At 71.5% G+C, this 17829-nt stretch carries 12 protein-coding genes; 9 read left to right on the top strand and 3 right to left on the bottom strand.

All coding sequences use genetic code 11. From position 1 onward, the window contains the following. Positions 1–22 precede the first annotated feature (22 nt). Positions 23–1000: a nucleotide exchange factor GrpE gene (locus ACFHVL_RS05225; protein ID WP_416625923.1), complete on the bottom strand. Its 978-nt coding sequence runs from the start codon at positions 998–1000 to the stop codon at positions 23–25. Positions 1001–1067: 67 nt separating this feature from the next. Next, positions 1068–3023: a molecular chaperone DnaK gene (gene dnaK / locus ACFHVL_RS05230; RefSeq protein ID WP_416625924.1), complete on the bottom strand. Its 1956-nt coding sequence runs from the start codon at positions 3021–3023 to the stop codon at positions 1068–1070. A gap of 253 nt (positions 3024–3276) precedes the next feature. Here dnaK and ACFHVL_RS05235 point away from each other — a divergent pair, with 253 nt between their 5' ends. From ACFHVL_RS05235 to ACFHVL_RS05245, 3 genes are all read left to right on the top strand, one after another. Then, complete coding sequence (locus ACFHVL_RS05235) at positions 3277–5208, top strand: ABC transporter (protein ID WP_416625925.1); 1932 nt, start codon at positions 3277–3279, stop codon at positions 5206–5208. Continuing rightward, the gene (locus tag ACFHVL_RS05240) at positions 5205–6950 is read left to right on the top strand and encodes a GTPase (RefSeq protein ID WP_416625926.1); all 1746 of its coding nucleotides are present in this window, start codon (positions 5205–5207) and stop codon (positions 6948–6950) included. The genes ACFHVL_RS05235 and ACFHVL_RS05240 overlap by 4 nt, the downstream gene beginning before the upstream one ends. Positions 6951–7020: 70 nt before the next feature. Continuing rightward, a complete protein-coding gene (locus ACFHVL_RS05245) occupies positions 7021–8244 on the top strand; it encodes a hypothetical protein (RefSeq protein ID WP_416625927.1) in 1224 nt (407 codons plus the stop codon). Here the strand turns inward: ACFHVL_RS05245 and ACFHVL_RS05250 are convergent. Further along, positions 8225–9025: a hypothetical protein gene (locus ACFHVL_RS05250; RefSeq protein ID WP_416625928.1), complete on the bottom strand. Its 801-nt coding sequence runs from the start codon at positions 9023–9025 to the stop codon at positions 8225–8227. The two genes, ACFHVL_RS05245 and ACFHVL_RS05250, sit on opposite strands and share 20 nt — an antisense overlap. A gap of 460 nt (positions 9026–9485) precedes the next feature. On the opposite strand from ACFHVL_RS05250, the gene pdhA reads away from it, so the two are divergent. The 6 genes from pdhA (at position 9486) to ACFHVL_RS05280 (ending at position 17713) form a co-directional block, all read left to right on the top strand. Continuing rightward, entirely contained in the window at positions 9486–10664 is a 1179-nt protein-coding gene (gene pdhA, locus ACFHVL_RS05255; protein ID WP_416625929.1) for a pyruvate dehydrogenase (acetyl-transferring) E1 component subunit alpha, read from the top strand. Then, positions 10661–11650 carry an alpha-ketoacid dehydrogenase subunit beta gene (locus ACFHVL_RS05260; RefSeq protein ID WP_416625977.1) on the top strand — a complete coding sequence of 330 codons (990 nt, stop codon included), beginning with the start codon at positions 10661–10663 and terminating at the stop codon, positions 11648–11650. The genes pdhA and ACFHVL_RS05260 overlap by 4 nt, the downstream gene beginning before the upstream one ends. 5 nt (positions 11651–11655) lie before the next feature. Continuing rightward, positions 11656–13188, top strand: a complete 1533-nt coding sequence (locus tag ACFHVL_RS05265) for a dihydrolipoamide acetyltransferase family protein (protein ID WP_416625930.1) — start codon at positions 11656–11658, stop codon at positions 13186–13188. A 234-nt stretch (positions 13189–13422) separates the two neighbouring features. Then, positions 13423–13560: a hypothetical protein gene (locus ACFHVL_RS05270; protein WP_416625931.1), complete on the top strand. Its 138-nt coding sequence runs from the start codon at positions 13423–13425 to the stop codon at positions 13558–13560. Positions 13561–13866: 306 nt separating this feature from the next. After that, positions 13867–15753, top strand: a complete 1887-nt coding sequence (locus tag ACFHVL_RS05275; protein ID WP_416625932.1) for an LppU/SCO3897 family protein — start codon at positions 13867–13869, stop codon at positions 15751–15753. A 115-nt stretch (positions 15754–15868) separates the two neighbouring features. Beyond that, positions 15869–17713: an NHL domain-containing thioredoxin family protein gene (locus ACFHVL_RS05280; RefSeq protein WP_416625933.1), complete on the top strand. Its 1845-nt coding sequence runs from the start codon at positions 15869–15871 to the stop codon at positions 17711–17713. The last annotated feature ends 116 nt before the right edge of the window (positions 17714–17829 follow it).

The following is a 17829-nucleotide window of genomic DNA, read 5'->3' on the forward strand; positions in this document are numbered from 1 at the left end:
ACCCATCGGCCACCGGCACCTGTCATTCCGGGTCGGCGACCGCCACCAGTGCGGCCCGCAGCAGCCGGTCGCCGAGCAGGTAGCCCCGCCGCATCACGTCGACACAGGTCGGCTCGGTGACCTCCGCGGACGTCAGGTGCGCGACCGCCTCGTGCCGGGTGGGATCGAACGGGTCGCCCTTCTCACCGAACGGCGTCAGCCCGAACTTGCCGAGCGCCGCGCTGAGCTGCTCGGCGACGGTGCCGAACGGACCGACCAGATCGCCGTGCTCCCGGGCCCGGTCCAGATCGTCCAGGATCGGCAGCAGCGCGGCCAGTACCGCGCCGGTGGCCTGCTCGGACGACAGTCCCTTGTCCCGGTCGACCCGTTTGCGGTAGTTGGCGTACTCGGCGGTCACCCGCTGCAGGTCACGGGTGCGTTCGTCGAGCTCGGACCGCAACGCCGCCAACTCGGCACCGAGCGGTGCGGTGCCGGGGGTGGACTCCACCGGCTCCCGCCCGGCAGGCGCCTCGGCGGACTCGACCACCTCACCGACGACCGGCTCGTCGACCACGGCCGCGTCTGCCGTGTCCGGCTCGCTGGCCGGACCGGTGGCACCGGACGCCGTCGCGCCAGACGCGGCGGCGCCGGACGCGCTGGCAGCTGGCTCAGGCGTTGGCTTCGGCTTCGGCGTTGGCTTCGGCGTTGGCTTTGCCGACGCGCCCGGGTCGGGCCGCGCCGACGCATCCGAACCGGTGCCGGCCGACCCGCCAGCGGTGTTGCCATTGGCTTGCGCGCTCACTGGCTCCTCCTCCGGGCCTTCCTGGCCCGATCGGGCGTGCCGCCCGACCGGGCGATGCTCGGTGGCAGTTGCCGCATCAGCCGGGTCGGTCGCCGCATGACGAGCGGCCCGGGTGCGAGTCCCGGTCGGATCGATCCGGCGCTTGTCCCGGATCACCAGACGCTCCGCCCCCGGCGATTCCGCCGGGTCGCGGTCGGTGGCCCGTGGCTTGCTCGTCATGCGAAAACCTCGCTCCGTGCTGCGGTTCGAGGGAAGATCATCACTGGTCCTCGGCCTCGACGGGGACTCACTTCTTATCGTCCTCGATGATCTCCGCGTCGACCACGTCGTCGGCACCGCCGGCAGCACCGGCGGTGCCCGGCCCGGCGGTACCCGGCCCGGAAGCGCCCGGCCCGGAAGCGCCCGGCCCGGAAGCGCCCGGCCCGGCGGCACCGGGCCCACCGAAGCCCGGGTCACCGGCGCCGCCCGGCTGCCCCTGCTGCTCGGCCTGCTGAGCGTAAAGTGCCGATCCGGCCTGCTGCGAGACCTGAGCCAACTTCTCGTGCGCCGACTTGATCTTCTCGAGGTCGCTGCCGGCCAACGCACCGCGCAGCTCGCCGAGCGCCTCGTTCATCTGGTCCCGGGAGTCCGAGGAGAGCTTGTCGCCGCTCTCCGCCAGGAACTTCTCGGTCTGCCACTGCAGCTGCTCGGCCAGGTTGCGGGTCTCGGCGTCCTCCCGACGCCGCTTGTCCTCGTCGGCGTGGTCCTGCGCGTCGCGCATCATCCGCTCGATGTCGTCCTTCGGCAGCGCCGAGCCGCCGGTGATCGTCATCGACTGCTCCTTGCCGGTGCCCAGGTCCTTGGCGTTGACGTGGACGATGCCGTTGGCGTCGATGTCGAAGGTGACTTCGACCTGCGGTACGCCACGCGGTGCCGGCGGCAGGCCGGTGAGCTCGAACGTGCCGAGCTTCTTGTTGTAGGCCGCGATGTCCCGCTCGCCCTGGAAGACCTGGATCAACACGGACGGCTGGTTGTCGTCGGCCGTGGTGAAGACCTCGGACCGCTTGGTCGGGATGGTGGTGTTGCGCTCGATCAGCTTGGTGAAGATGCCGCCCTTGGTCTCGATGCCCAGGCTCAGCGGGGTGACGTCGAGCAGCAGGACGTCCTTGACCTCGCCCTTGAGGACACCGGCCTGCAGCGCCGCACCCACCGCGACGACCTCGTCCGGGTTGACGCCCTTGTTCGGCTCCCGCCCGGTCAGCTGCTTGACCAGCTCGGAGACGGCCGGCATCCGGGTGGAGCCACCGACCAGGATCACGTGGTCGACGTCGGCGAGCTTGACCCCGGCGTCCTTGATCGCCTGCTCGAACGGGCCCTTGCAGCGGTCCAGCAGGTCCTGGGTCATCCGCTGGAACTCGGCCCGGGTCAGGGTGACGTCCAGGTGCAGCGGCGCCGACGGGGCACCGTCCGCGCCGGCCGGACCGGCGGTGATGTAGGGCAGGTTGATGCTGGTGGTGGTTGCCGCGGACAGCTCGATCTTGGCCTTCTCGGCGGCTTCCCGCAGCCGTTGCATGGCCATCTTGTCCTGGGCCAGGTCGACTCCGTGCTGGCCGCGGAAGGTCTTCACCAGGTGGTCGATGACCCGCTGGTCCCAGTCGTCGCCACCGAGCAGGTTGTCACCGCTGGTGGACTTGACCTCGATGACGCCTTCGCCGAGCTCCAGCAGCGAGACGTCGAAGGTGCCACCGCCGAGGTCGAAAACCAGGACGGTCTGCTCCTTGGAGCCTTTGTCCAGGCCGTAGGCGAGCGCGGCGGCGGTCGGCTCGTTGACGATCCGCAGTACGTTGAACCCGGCGATCTCGCCGGCTTCCTTGGTGGCCTGGCGCTGGGCGTCGTTGAAGTACGCCGGAACGGTGATCACCGCGTCGGTGATCCGCTCACCGAGGTACGCCTCGGCGTCGCGCTTGAGCTTCATCAGGGTACGGGCGGAGATCTCCTGCGGCGTGTACTTCTTGCCGTCGATGTCGACGGTCCAGTTGGTGCCGACCTCCCGCTTGACCGACCGGATGGTCCGGTCCGGGTTCGTCACCGCCTGCCGCTTGGCGACCTCACCGACGAGCACCTCGCCGTTGCGGGCGAACGCGACGATGGAAGGAGTGGTACGCGAGCCCTCCGCGTTGGCGATGACGGTAGGCTCACCACCCTCCAGCACACTGACGCAGGAGTTCGTCGTGCCCAGGTCGATTCCGACCGCACGTGCCATAGTCGCTTCCTCGCTTCGTTCGTAGAGCAGGTGCCGGGGCACCGCCCCGCCGTACACCCACCGTAAGTTGAGTGGACCTGACTCAATACTGCCACGATAGTCGGCTCCGTCAAGTCAGGTTGAGTCAAGGACACGCAACTACTGCCCTCAACTGCACCGACAGCCCGTCCAGACCAGGGAGAACCATGCCGCAACGAGCCACGCCGGGCCGGTTCAGGTTGTCTGACATGCATAGATCAGGCACGCTCTACCCGTGACCACGCAGGGCGGACCGGCCGCGCCCAGCCACGGCGCACCGGCGCTGCCCGATGCGCTCGCCCGACTACGCTCAGCAATCGCCGCCATGGCGTACCCGCTCGACCTGCCCTCCGCCGAGGAGGCCCAGGCAGTCGGCAGCGGACTGATCGCCCAACTGGACGACTACCTGCTGCCCCGGCTCGTCCGACTCGACGCCCCGCTACTCGTCGTCGTCGGCGGGTCCACCGGTGCCGGCAAGTCGACACTGGTCAACAGCCTGGTCCGGGCCCGGGTCAGCGCCACCGGTGTGTTGCGCCCCACCACCCGGTCGCCGGTGCTGGTCAGCCACCCGGCCGACGCCGCCTGGTTCCGCCAGGGCGACCTGCTACCCGGGCTCACCCGGACCGCCGGCCCGACCGACGCCCCGGACTCGCTGCAACTCGTCTCCGCCCCGGCGCTGCCGCCCGGTCTGGCCTTCCTCGACGCCCCGGACATCGACTCGGTCGTCGACGCCAACCGGGCACTCGCGGTACAGCTGCTGGCCGCCGCCGACCTGTGGTTGTTCGTCACCACCGCCGCCCGGTACGCCGACGCCGTCCCCTGGCAGCTGCTGCAGACCGCCCAACTGCGCGGCACGATGATCGCGCTCGCCCTCGACCGGGTGCCCCCCGAAGCGATCGCCGAGATCACCGACCACCTGCAGGAGATGCTCACCGGTCACGACCTCGGCGAGGTGCCGATCTTCGTCGTGCCGGAGACGCTGGTGGACGGCCAGGGCCTGCTGCCGGAGCTGGCCACCGCGCAGTTGCGGGAATGGTTCGGGCGACTCGCCGGCGACTCCACCGCCCGCGCCGCGGTGGTCCGGCAGACCCTCGACGGGGCGCTGAGCGCGCTCGGGCCCGCCGTCGACGGGCTGGCCGCCGCCGACGACGATCAACTCGCCGCGGCCCGCAGCCTCACCGACCGGGTCCGCTCCGCGTACCGGGGGGCGACCCGCCACGCCGAGCAGGCGGTCCAGGACGGCCGGCTGCTCCGTGGCGAAGTCCTCGGCCGCTGGCAGGACTTCGTGGGCACCGGCGAACTGTTCCGCTCCATGGAGGCCCGGGTCGGCCGAGTCCGGGACCGGATCGTCAGCGCCGTGACCGGTCGCCCGGCACCTGCCAGCCAGCTGCGGACCGCGATCGAGTCCCAGCTGGTCACGGTGATCCGGGGCGCCGCAGCCGAGGCCGCGGAGACCGCGCAACTCGGCTGGCGCGCCCACCCCGCCGGTGCCGCACTGCTCACCGCCGAGCTCGGCTACCCCTCGGCCGACCTGCCGCAACGCGCCGAACGTCTGGTCCGCGAGTGGCAACGCGACGTGCTCGAACTGGTCCGCGCCGAGGCCGGTGACAAGCGGTTCGTGGCCCGGACCGCCGCGTACGCGGTGAACGCCACCGGTCTCGCGGTCATGATCGCGGTCTTCGCGTCGACCGCGTTCATCCCCACCGGCCTGGAGGTCGCCGCCGCCGGCGGGACCACGGTCGCCGCGCAGAAGGTCCTTGAAGCGATCTTCGGCGACCAGGCGATCCGCAGCCTCGCCAACCGCTCCCGGGCCGGTCTGCTGCACCGCATCCGCGCGCTGCTGGACGAGGAAGCCGACCGCTACCTGCGGCTGATCGGCGCCACCGGGATCGCGGCGGAGTCCGTCGAGACCGACGCCGAGACGCCCGGCGATCGGCTGCGCATCGCCGCCGTCGAGGTCGAACAGGCCCGCACCGCCGCCAACCTGAGCAGCGGTACGCCGTACCAGCTGCCGGGCACCGGCCCGACGGCACCCGGACAAGACGCGGTCACACCCGGGTCCACCGACCCGATGCCACCGGTATCCGCCGACCTGATGCCACCGGCCGCCGGCACGGCAGGTCCACTGGCCGGACCCGCCGGCCCGCCACCGGGAGCGGTCGCGTGACCGGCTTCCTCGACCGGGTCCGCGAAGCGGTACGCGGCGAGCCCCGGGTCGACGCCGACCGGCTGGTCGACCGGCTCGACGCCCTCGGCGGATTCCTGCGCGCCGTCGACGGCCGAATCCCCGACGAACAGCTCGGCGCGGCGCGAACCCTGGTCGAACGGGCCGGCGGCCGGTTGGCACTGTCCCGGGAGCACACCGTGGTGGCGCTGGCCGGTGCCACCGGCAGCGGCAAGTCGAGCATCTTCAACACCCTGGCGGGGATGAGCCTGTCCCCGGTCGGGGTCCGCCGCCCCACCACCGGGTACGCGCACGCCTGCGTCTGGGGGGCGGACGACGGAGCGACCGAACTGCTGGACTGGGTCGGGGTCCTGCCCCGGCACCGGTTCGTCCGGGAGAGCGCACTCGACGGCGGCGACGAAGCCGCCCTGCACGGGTTGATCCTGCTCGACCTGCCCGACTTCGATTCCGTCGAGTACGGCCACCGGCTGGAGGTGGACCGGTTGCTGGGCCTGGTCGATCTGGTGGTCTGGGTGGTCGACCCGCAGAAGTACGCCGACCGGGTGATCCATCGCAACTACCTCGGGGAGTTCCGCCGAAACCGGGACGTCACCGTGGTGGTACTCAACCAGGCCGACCGGCTCGAACCGGCCGAACTGTCCCGGCTGCTCACCGACCTGCGTCGGTTGCTCGACGCCGACGCACTGGACGGAATCCCGCTGATGGCCGCCTCGGCGCTCGTCCCGGCCTCACTGACCGAACTGCGGGGGTTGCTGGAGCGTACGGTGACCGCCCGGCAGGCGGCCCTGCGCCGGCTCAACGGCGACCTCGACGTGGTCACCGAACAGTTGGCGGTGCTGGTCGGCACGACGCGCGCCGAGGAGGACGTCAACCGGGGCAGCGTACGCCGGCTCAGCTCCGCGTTGGCGGCCGCCGCCGCGGTGCCGACCGTGGCCGAGGCGGTCGAGTCGGCGTACCGGCACCGGGCCGCTGCCGCGACCGGCTGGCCGCTCACCCGCGCCTGGCGCAGGCTGCGACCGGATCCGCTGCTGCGGCTGCATCTGCTGGGCTCCCGGCAGGTCGATGGGCGCCACATGCGGGCGGAATCGGTCGCAGCGGCGGCCGAAGCGGGCCACCGGGGGTCGGGTCCGGAGCCGGTCCCGCTACCGCTGACCTCGCTGCCGGCGCCGACCGCCGCCCAACGCGCCGCCGTCGACCTGGCGATACGCGGCCTTGTCGATCAGGCCGGGAGCCGGCTGCCAGTGCCGTGGCCGGCCGCGGTGACCGCCGCGGCCCGGTCGCAGGCGGCCGAGTTGCCGGATGCCCTCGACCGGGCGGTCGGCGGCACCGAGTTGAATCTGGCCGGTCGGCCGTTGTGGTGGCGGCTGGTCGGCGCGCTGCAGTGGCTGTTGACCGCCACGGCGCTCGTCGGCCTCGGCTGGCTGCTGATCGGGTTCGTCATCCGTACGCTGGGTCTGCCTGCGTTGGAGTATCCGACCCTCGGCGCGCTTCCGGTGCCGACCGGGCTGCTGCTCGGCGGCCTGCTCGGCGGGATCGGGCTCAGCCTGCTCATCCGGCCGGTGACCGGCTGGGCCGCCCGGCGGGCCCGGCGACGCGCCGAGGACCGGCTCACCGAGGCGGTGACCGAGGTGGCCCGCCGGCATGTGGTCGAGCCGGTACGCGAGGTGCTGGCCGCGTACGGCGACGCCCGGGATGCCTTGGAACACGCCCGGTCGACACGCTGAGCGGCTAGGCGTGGCCGACCTGTAACGCGCTGGTGATGCCCTACGCCACGGCACAGCGTAGGGTCGATTCATGGCCACGCCTGATACCCCCTACGACGCGGTGCTCGCCGCCGCCCGTGACGTGACCAAGTTGGAGTGCGCCCTCGACGCGGAGATGCTCGGTGCCGCGTTGCTGGGCAGCGTCTACTCGGTAGCCGAGACCGACCGGGCGGACGCGGTCCGCGAGTTCGTGGGTGGCTTCCTCTCCGCCACCGCCCGCCGCCGCACCGCCGCCGCCGCCACCATCCGCACCGTTTTCGCCCATCTCGTGCCGGAGGCGACCGGTGCCGCCGACGTCAAGACCGGCAAGCTCGTCCCGGCCTGGGCCGGCCAGCTGGGCCGGGTCCGACTGACCGGCAGCTACGCCTACGGCGACGTGTACGGCGACCAGACGTCCTACCTCGCAACCTTCGCCTACGACGACGAACTCGGCGGCCCGGAGCACGCGGTGGTGGCGCTGGTCGACCACAACATCGGCATCACCAAGGACGTGTTCGTCGGCGGTCCCGCCGAACGAATCCTCGGCCAGGTCCGCCAGATGTGCGTCAACGACGAGCTGACGTGGTTCCGGGAGGAGGATCCCGGGGTGCTGCGCGGTGAGGTGAGCCGGCATCTGACGATCACCGACGGGCTGGGCGAGTTGCCCAGCGAAGGATCGCTGGCTACCGACCGGGCACTGGTGGGCGCGCGACTCGCGGTGCTTCCGGCCCCGGCTTCGGTGCAGGCACCGACACTGGACGACCCGATTCCGGCCGAGCGGCGGACCATCCTGGTACGCGAGTTCCTCGCCTCCGCCGAGGCAAGGCGGTTCGGCCTGGACGCTACCGGCACTCCGGATCTGGCTTCGCTGCACTTCTGCCTGAGCCTGGTGCTCGACCACTCGGCCAGCCTGCTGGATCCCGACCCGCTCAGGTGGAGTCCGGCCGTCGCCGGCATGTTCCTGCTCGACTGGGTGCACCGGCGCGCGGTGCTGGACATCGACGACGCGGCGATGCTGCCCGGCGTGGTCCGGGGTTGGGCCGCGTACGCCGGTCGGCAGCGCGGCCTGCCTGCGGCGGCGATCACCCAGACCGACGACACGATCGCCGAGCTGGTGCCGGAATTCGTCCGGCTCTACACCACCGGGGAGCGGCGTAGCCCGGCTACCGCGGCGGTCGCCCAGCTCATCGCCGACGGTGTCGATCTCAGCAACCCTGAGGCCCTGGACTCGTGGATCGAGGCGAACCGCCAGCGACTCACCGACGACCCGAGCTGACCGCAGCCGGCCGGGTGGTCGGGCAACTGGCCTCCGGTTCGACAGTGGGGGCGGGGTCGACGTCCGGGGTCGGTGACGGATCGACCTGCGGGTCGGCATCGGGGTCCGGCGACGGGTCAGGGTTCGGGCGCGGGGCCGGGTCGGGGTCCGGCGACGGGTCGGCCTCCGCACCGGTCCCCGGGTCGGCCTCCGCACCGGTCCCCGGGTCGGGGTCCGGGTCGGCGTCCGGGTCCGGGTCGGCGTCCGGGTCCGGGGACGGATCGGGGTCCGGGGATGGATCTCCCTCCGCACCGGTCCCCGGGTCGACATCCGGATTCGCGTCGGTAGCCGGCGGCGGATCCGTCGCTGGCGGTGCGGCCGAGGGTGGCGGTTCGGCCGAGGGTGGCAGCGATTCATCAGCGGGATCCGCGACGACCGGTCCGATCAGTGCCGGTGCCCCATCCGATGGTGATTCGCCGTACTCGCGTGGGTTCGTCACCAGAACCGGTCCGACCCAGCCATCGGCGGCCGCACGGGACCCGTCACCACCGGCCGGCTCCGGAGGCAGCTGCGGTGGCGGCGGAATCGGATGCACGACGACCGGCCCATCGCGCGGCAGGCCGATCAGCGGCACGGTCCCGGCGACCCGGCCTTCGCCGATCACGGTCGCCGAGCCGGCACCGAGAGTCGCCAGCATGGGCAACGATGCGGTCAGCACCAGCAACGCCACGATCAAGGCGAACCGCCGGGCCGGGCCGCCCAATCCGGCGGTCCGGGCTGCGGGATACTGCGGCAGCACCACAGTTGATCTCCTCGTCGGTCTGGCCTCGCCACCGGTGGACCACCGATCGCCGACCCTGGATACATCCTGAAGTAGTGACAGAAAGTTTTCCAGTTCAATACATCGTGTTATCAGAACCGGGCGGATGAGTCACTCTCGGCCGAACGCAGCGCAGGGCTACAACTTCCACGCAACGTGGACATCGCAGTTTCATGTCCGGACCGACCTATGACGCCCCTCACCTTCAATGCGAACATGGACCGGACGGCACCGCAGCCGCCGCCTCCGCCTCTACCGCGGCGGGCGCGACTCGATGCCGCCCCTCCCGGACCGGGGTCCGTCGGATTCCGGACCGTGCCGCGCGGCAACCCTCACCCGGGCCAAGCGCGGTGAGAGGACCTACGTCGGCAGCAGCCGACCGTAGGACGAGCTGCGCGGTCGGGACACCCCCGCTGCCACGCACACACGATGGGAGAGACGGATGGCGAAAGTCGACCGCGGGACGGCCACCCGCGGCAGACCAGCCACGGCTCGGCGGCGCACCACGAAGAACACCGCCGACCCGGAGCTGGTCCAGCTGCTCACCCCGGACGGCGAACGGATCGACCGGTTCACCGCACCAGACGGTACGGAGTACACGGCCGACTTCACCGACGAGGAGTACCGGGGTCTCTACCGCGACCTCGTCGTGGTGCGCCGGCTCGACGCCGAGGCGACCGCCCTGCAGCGGCAGGGCGAGCTGGGCATCTGGGCGAGCCTGCTCGGCCAGGAGGCCGCCCAGGTCGGCTCCGGCCGGGCACTGCGCCCGCAGGACATGGCCTTCCCCACCTACCGCGAACACGGTGTGCTCTACTGCCGGGGGATCGACCCGATCATGCCGCTGGGCCTGTTTCGCGGCGTCGATCAGGGCGGCTGGGATCCGGTCGAGTTCAAGTTCAACATGTACACGATCGTGATCGGCGCCCAGACGCTGCACGCCACCGGCTACGCCATGGGCATCACCATGGACGGCAAGACCGGCGGCGACGACGACGAGGCGGTCATCGCGTACTTCGGTGACGGCGCGTCCGCCCAGGGTGACGTCAACGAGGCTTTTGTCTGGTCCAGCGTCTTCAACGCACCCGTCGTCTTTTTCTGTCAGAACAACCAGTACGCCATTTCCGAACCGCTGGAACGGCAGACCAGAATCCCGCTGTACAAGAGGTCGTCCGGCTTCGGCTTCCCCGGCGTACGGGTGGACGGCAACGACGTGCTGGCCAGCTACGCGGTGACCCGGGCCGCGCTGGACAACGCCCGGCACGGTCAGGGACCGACGCTGATCGAGGCGTACACCTACCGGATGGGCGCACACACCACGTCGGACGACCCGACCCGCTACCGGATCGCCAGCGAGGTGGAGGCCTGGCAGGCGAAGGACCCGATCGCCCGGGTTCGTGCCTTCCTGGACAAGCAGCAGATAGCCGACGCGGACTTCTTCGCCGAGGTCGACGCGCAGGCCAAGCGGGACGCGGTCCACCTGCGGGAGCGGGTGCTGAATTTGCCCGACCCGGCGCCGATCTCGCTGTTCGACAACGTGTACGCGCACGGTTCGCCGCTGCTCGACGCGGAGCGGGAGCAGTTCGAGCGCTACCAGGCGTCGTTCGAGGGAAGGACGCACTGATGGCCGAGACACTCACCCTGGGCAAGGCGCTCAACACCGGACTCCGCCGGGCACTGGACGCCGACAGCAGGGTCATCCTGATGGGCGAGGACGTCGGCAAGCTGGGCGGCGTCTTCCGGATCACCGACGGGCTGCAGAAGGACTTCGGCGAGACCCGGGTGATCGACACACCGCTGGCCGAGTCGGGCATCATCGGCACCGCCGTCGGCCTGGCCATCCGGGGCTACCGGCCGATCTGTGAGATCCAGTTCGATGGGTTCGTCTACCCGGCGTACGACCAGATCGTGTCGCAGGTCGCGAAGATGCACTACCGGTCGCAGGGCAAGGTCAAGTTGCCGATCGTCATCCGAATTCCGTTCGGTGGCGGCATCGGTGCGGTGGAGCACCACTCCGAGTCGCCGGAGGCGTACTTCTCGCACACGGCAGGTCTGAAGGTCGTCGCCTGCTCCAACCCGCAGGACGCCTACACGATGATCCAGCAGGCGGTGCTCTCCGACGATCCGATCGTCTTCCTGGAGCCGAAACGGCGGTACTGGGAGAAGGCACCGGTCGAGCTGGAGGCACCACTGGGTACGGCGTACCCGCTGCATGCCGCCCGCACGGTGCGGCCCGGCAGCGACGCGACGGTGTTGGCCTATGGGCCGATGGTGCGCACCGCGCTGGACGCCGCCACGGCGGCGGCGGAGGAGGGCCGCGAACTCGAGGTGGTCGACCTGCGTTCGCTATCCCCACTGGACCTCGACGGTGCGTACGCATCGGTCCGACGCACCGGCCGGTGCGTCGTGGTGCACGAGGCGCCGACGAATCTCGGCCTCGGCGCGGAGATCGCCGCCCGGATCACCGAGGAGTGCTTCTACTCTCTGGAGGCACCGGTGCTGCGGGTCGGCGGCTACAACACGCCCTACCCGGCCGCCCGGCTGGAGGAAGAGTTCCTACCGGACCTGGACCGGGTGCTCGACGCCGTCGACCGCGCCTTCGGTTGGTGAGCGCGATGTCGCGAATCAAGCAGTTCGATCTGCCGGACCTGGGTGAAGGGCTCACCGAGGGCGAGATCCTCAAGTGGCTCGTCGCCGTCGGCGACGTGATCGAGTTGAACCAGCCGATCGTCGAGGTGGAGACGGCGAAGGCCGCGGTGGAGATCCCCGCCAAGTGGGGCGGTCAGGTACAGGCGATCTTCCATCCGGAAGGCGCGATGGTCGAGGTGGGTACGGCGATCATCGAGATCGACACCGATCCGTCGGCCGGGCCGGCACCAGCTGCCGGCCCGCCTCCGGCGGCAAACGGGTCGGCGGGCCTGGCGGGTCAGCCGGAGATCCCTCCGGCGGACGGGGCCATCGAGCCGGGCATGATCGGCGGCCCGGCGCCCGGTGGCCGGACGGCGGTGCTGGTCGGCTACGGACCGCGTACCACCGCGGCCAAGCGGCGGCCGCGCAGGTCGAACGACCACCAGCCGTCGACCGGCGGTGTCACCCCGCCGCTCGCGGCCACGCCCGCGGTGCACGCCGCGCCTGCGGCACCAGCCACACCAGCCACACCTGCGGCACCAGCCACACCTGCGGCACCAGTGACGTCGACGGTGCCCGACCCGTCGGTGGTGCCGGCGGGCACCGGCAAGACGTTGGCCAAGCCGCCGGTGCGCAAGCTCGCCCGGGAGCTCGGCGTCGACCTCGCCGGGCTCAGCGGTAGCGGTCCGCTCGGTTCGGTCACCCGCGACGACGTGTTGCGGGCCAGCCAGCAACTGGCGGTGGCGTCGCCGACGGAGGCCCCGGAGACCGGGCAACTCGCCGGGGGTTCCGCCGGCCGGTCCGTGCCGCGGACCGGGTCGGAGCGAGAGCGGCGGGTCCCGGTCAAGGGGGTACGCCGGCTGACGGCGGAGAACATGGTCGCCTCGGCGTTCACCGCGCCGCATGTCACCGAGTTCCTGACGGTCGACCTCACCCGGTCGATGAAGGCTCTGGATCGGCTACGCGCCCAGCCCGAGTGGCGGGAGATCCGGGTCTCGCCGCTGCTGATGGTCGCGCGGGCGATGATCCTCGCGGCGCATCGGCATCCGATGGTGAACTCCGCCTGGGCAGGCGACGAGATCGTCGTCAAGGACTACGTCAACCTGGGGGTCGCGGCGGCCACCGAACGCGGCCTGATCGTGCCGAACATCAAGGACGCCGGCCGGCTCAGCACCCGGGAACTGGCCGAGGCGATGGCGGACCTGGTCCGGACCGCGAAGGCGGGACGTACCGCGCCGGCCGACATGGCCGGAGGGACGATGACGATCACCAATGTCGGCGTGTTCGGCGTAGACAGTGGCACGCCGATCCTGCCGCCGGGCGAATCCGCGATTCTCGCGGTAGGCACCATCCGCAAGGCACCTTGGGTACACAAAGAAAAGATTCGGATACGCCAAGTAGCGACCCTCGCGCTGTCGTTCGATCATCGGATCATCGATGGCGAGCTCGGCTCGGCGTTCCTGCGCGACATTGGTGCCTTCCTCACCGACCCGGAGGCGATGTTGCTCGCCTGGACCTGACCGGCACACAACTCAACAGCAAGATTACGAACAGCGTCGCTATCGTCACCGGTAGCGACGCTGTTTGTTGAAGCTTTCCGAACATACCGTCGACATGTGACCCCCGATACCTAGTTTTCGAAGGCGAGTGGCGCCTCTCACCTAAGATTCGTTGGCAAGTCGGAGGGTTTCGCGGTTCACTTGAGTCAGCCGCCAGAGCGGCCGAGCAGTTCAGAACCCGCAGGAGAGCACCCCATGTCCATGATCGATCGAATTCGTCGCCACCGAGAAGCCAACCGCCGTACTCGCGCCCTCGAGCGCGCACTGCGCTCCACCGACTCCGCCGCTGTCCGCGACGAGATCCGCGCAATCGCACAGCGCTACCACAGCTGAACTCGGCGCCGTCGAACCTCCGCCGAACCGCGACACCTCCGCCACTTCAACGGCACCGGGATTCCTCCGATACGGAGGGCCCGGTACGGTGGGCTCGGTCGCCTTCGGGTCGACCCGGTGCACTGAAGGCCAGAACCGGCCGTCAGATGCCGGGTCACCGGTCGGCGCACCAGGCTGGCCAGCCTCGACGATGACAGATCGGCGAGATCCGGCTGGCCCGCCCGGCTGGACCACCGGCGTCACTGGTCGACCGACCAGCCGCGTCGACGGCACCGGCGCGGCTGATATGTCATGGAGGAGGCGCACATGACGTCCGAGGGCACGCAGCATCCCGGCCAAGAGCCGGCGGAGGCGGGCGTCGGCGGACCCGCGCCGTACGACAGCCAGCGGCAGAGCGTCGATCAGCCATCTGCTGACTCCGACGCAGCTCCGACGCCCCAGCAGTGGTCCCCTCCGGGGGGCGGCGGTTGGGGTACCAGCTTCGGGGAGCAGGCCGGCCGAACCACCGGCTACCCGGCACCGTCTCCGTACCCCGCGCCGGCTGGCGCCGCCAGCGGACAGCCGGGCGGGATCGCCCCCGGCCCGCCAGCGGAACACCGACCGGGTGGGCCCGGCGACGAGCCGAGCGGACCCCGGCCAGCCGAGGCTGGCTGGGCCGCGCCGCCCGCCATCCCGCCGGCGGCACCCTGGTCGCCACAGCAGGCATGGCGGACCGATCAGGACCGGCCGGCGACGAGTCCGGCGTCGGATCAGCCCGAACCGCAGCGGTTCCCGTCCGGGCCGACCGAGAACCGCTTCGAGCCACCTGCCGACGACGCACCGTCGCGGCACGGCGCGGCGCTGCCGTTCGCACCCGCCGGTCCGACCCCGCTGCCGCCGCAGGAGGCAAGGGTGCCCGGTGCGTCGTTGGCAGCCGCGTTGGGCGGCCAGCCGGCAGCCCAGCCGGCAGCCCACGTACCGCAGCAGCGCTCCCCGTACGACGAACAGCCCGTCGCCGAGGAGCGATCGGCCTTCCCCGGCCCCAGCCGGCAGCCGATGGCCCCGGCCGGCACGGAACCGTCGCCCGCGTCGCCCACCTCCGGCGGGCCGGCGGGCGGAGCACCGGCCAACGGAGCCGCGACCGGCCGCACGGTCACCGCCAGTGCCGCCGTGCCGAGCGCCAGCAAGGTCGCACCGCCAGCGGACCAGTCCGCCCTGGGCACTGGCCGACCGCCGGCCCAACCACGGGTGTACGGCCGGCCCGCCGGTTCGGAACCGGAGCCCGGCGGCCGTCCTGAGCCGTTCGGTCCGGGCGGCGCCCCGTTCCCGCCCACCGGATCGCCGGTGCCGTCGCCCGAACCCGGATTCGGCCCACCCCCGCTGGCCCAACGCCCGCCGGGGCAGTCCTTGCAAGCGTTTGGTGCTCGCCCCAACCCGGAAGGTTCCCCAGCCGGCGGTGCCGCTCGCGCCGACATCGCCAACCTGGCACTTCCGCACCTGAGTCAGGCCGCGCACATTCAGCCCACCTCTGCGGCCGACGCGGCCCGCGGCTACCCCCCACCCGGTGCGGCACCCTACGGCGATCTGCTCGGCGATCCCCACCGGGACACCCGGCAGGCAGTACCCGGGGCGTACCAGTCTCCCGAGGCCGGCCACCACCAGCCAGGCGGCTACGGCCCGGTCGGCCAGTCGATCGCGGCGGCGCCCCGGCCCGGCGAGTTGCCCCCGGCCAGCGCGGCGCAGGTTCCCGGGCAGGGGGGCGCACCGGATCAGGAGCAGAACCGGTTCGACGCGTTCCGTCCAGAGCCGGCGACCCCGGCCGGTGAAGAGGCCAAGTCGGAACCAGAACCGCAGGTGCGCAACGGCCGGGTGCTCGTCGCGGTCCTGGCCGCTGCGGCCCTGCTGGTGGCGATTCCGCTGTCATTGGTCTGGCTGATCACCCGACCGGGAGATCAGGCGTTCGATCCGGCGGTCGGCACCTGCGTCAAGCAGTCCGGTAACACCGCTGCGCCGGCCGACTGCGCCGAGCCGGGCGCCTACCAGGTCGTCACCAAGGTCGGGCAGGTCGACCAGTGCGCGGATCCCAATGCTCCGCACATCGAGATACCCGCAGGCTCCGGCAGCGAGCAGGTTCTCTGCCTGCAACCGGCGGCGGCCGGAGACCCGGCCGGAGACGACCCGGCACCGGACAGCGACGCGACGCCGACCGGCTGACCCGCTGCCCAACCATTTCCGGAAGGTGCCGTGCCGACAGGTACGGCACGGCACCTTGACCCAGTCGGCGGGCCCGACCGACCGCCACCATCGCCGCCATGGCAGGGTCTGCGGTATGCCGAGGTCGTCACGTGTCCGCGCACCCGAACTCAACGGGCGCCAGTGGCTGAACACCGATGGACGACAGCTGACGCTGCGCGACCTGCGCGGGCGGATCGTCCTGCTGGACTTCTGGACCTTCTGCTGCGTCAACTGTCTGCACGTGCTGGACGAGTTGCGCCCGCTGGAGGAGAAGTACGCCGACGTACTGGTGGTGGTCGGCGTACATTCGCCGAAGTTCGCTCACGAACGGGACCCAGCCGCGGTGGCCGCGGCCGTCGAGCGCTACGGCGTGACCCACCCGGTGCTCGACGATCCGGAACTGGACATGTGGCAACAGTACGCTGCCCGCGCCTGGCCGACGTTGGTGCTGGTGGACCCGGAGAGCTACGTCGTCGCCACGATGGCCGGCGAAGGACACGCCGATGGCCTGGCCCGGGAGATCGACCAACTGATCGAAACGCACCAGGCAAAAGGCACCCTGCACCGGGGTGACGGCCCGTACGTACCGCCGGCACCGGTCGATACGACGCTGCGCTTCCCGGGCAAGGCGGTCGCGCTCGACGACGACGCGCTGCTGGTCTCCGACTCCGCCCGGCACTCGCTGGTGGAGTTGGCCCCCGACGGCGAGACGGTACGTCGACGCATCGGTTCAGGAGCGCGTGGACGCACCGACGGCGGCCCCGAATCCGCCCGGTTCAGCGAACCGCAGGGGCTGCTGCGGCTGCCGGCACAGATCGCCGCCGTCGCCGGCTACGACGTCCTGGTCGCCGATACGGTCAACCATCTGCTGCGCGGTGTACGGATGACCACCGGTGAGGTCGTCACGGTCGCCGGCTCCGGCCGTCAATGGCGCTCCACCGTCAACTACGACGCACACGACGCGCTCTCCGTCGACCTCTCCTCACCGTGGGATCTCGCCTGGTACGACGACCGGGTGATCGTCGCGATGGCCGGTATCCACCAACTGTGGTGGTTCGATCCGATCCGGCGGGCCGCCGGCATGTACGCCGGCACCACCGTCGAGTCGTTGCGCGACGGCCCGATCCCGGACGTCTGGCTGGCGCAGCCGTCCGGCCTGGCGACCGGCGTCGACGGGGATCAGTTGTGGATCGCCGACAGCGAGACCAGCGCGCTGCGGCGGCTCGCCGACGGTGAACTGCGTACCGTCGTCGGACAGGGACTGTTCGACTTCGGACAGGTCGACGGGGCGGCGGCTGAGGCGCTGCTGCAGCACCCGCTCGGGGTCTGCGCGTTGGCGGACGGTTCGGTGCTGGTCGCGGACACCTACAACGGGGCCATCCGCCGCTACGACCCGGCCAGCGATCGGGTGACGACGGTGACGGACGGGTTGGCCGAGCCGAGCGACGTGCTGGTGACCGCCGACGGCGCGGTCTGGGTGGTGGAGTCCGCCGCGCATCGGCTGACCCGGATCGCCCCGGGTGCCCTGTCTGCTGCCGGAGCCACCGTCGAGGGCGTACGGCAGCGGGCCGAACGCCCGCCGATGCTGGTGGCACCCGGTGAGGTGCGCCTGGACGTGGTCTTCACTCCCGCACCCGGGCAGAAGCTCGACACCAGTTTCGGCCCGGCGACCCGGCTCGAGGTCTCCGCCGATCCGCCGGCGCTGTTGCGCTCCGGCGCGGGCACCGACACCGGGCTCAGCCGCCGCCTCGTCCTCGACCCGTCGGTGCCGGCCGGCGTGCTGCAGGTAGTGGCCCAGGCCGCGACCTGCGACGCCGACAACGAGCATGCCGCCTGTCACCTGACCCGACAGGACTGGGGTGTGCCGGTGCGGATCGACCCGGCCGGGGTGACCCGAGTACCGCTGGTCCTGCGCGGCATCGACCCGGCCGGCGGCTGAGGCTCGGCCGGCAGACCGCAGCTCGGCCGGCAGACCGCAGCTCGGCCGGCAGACACGGCTCGGCCGGCAGACACGGCTCGGCCGGCAGACACGGCTCGGCCGGCAGACCGCAGCTC

Source organism: Micromonospora sp. LOL_023 (assembly GCF_048060115.1).
Taxonomy (GTDB): domain Bacteria; phylum Actinomycetota; class Actinomycetes; order Mycobacteriales; family Micromonosporaceae; genus Micromonospora_E.

Excerpts from the sequence above, each read along its gene's own strand:
- ACFHVL_RS05265 (WP_416625930.1), top strand. The coding sequence starts at position 11,656 with ATGTCGCGAATCAAGCAGTTCGATCTGCCGGACCTGGGTGAAGGGCTC.
- ACFHVL_RS05280 (WP_416625933.1), top strand. The coding sequence starts at position 15,869 with ATGCCGAGGTCGTCACGTGTCCGCGCACCCGAACTCAACGGGCGCCAG.
- dnaK (WP_416625924.1), bottom strand. The coding sequence starts at position 3,023 with ATGGCACGTGCGGTCGGAATCGACCTGGGCACGACGAACTCCTGCGTC.
- pdhA (WP_416625929.1), top strand. The coding sequence starts at position 9,486 with ATGGCGAAAGTCGACCGCGGGACGGCCACCCGCGGCAGACCAGCCACG.
- ACFHVL_RS05270 (WP_416625931.1), top strand. The coding sequence starts at position 13,423 with ATGTCCATGATCGATCGAATTCGTCGCCACCGAGAAGCCAACCGCCGT.
- ACFHVL_RS05245 (WP_416625927.1), top strand. The coding sequence starts at position 7,021 with ATGGCCACGCCTGATACCCCCTACGACGCGGTGCTCGCCGCCGCCCGT.
- ACFHVL_RS05225 (WP_416625923.1), bottom strand. The coding sequence starts at position 1,000 with ATGACGAGCAAGCCACGGGCCACCGACCGCGACCCGGCGGAATCGCCG.
- ACFHVL_RS05275 (WP_416625932.1), top strand. The coding sequence starts at position 13,867 with ATGACGTCCGAGGGCACGCAGCATCCCGGCCAAGAGCCGGCGGAGGCG.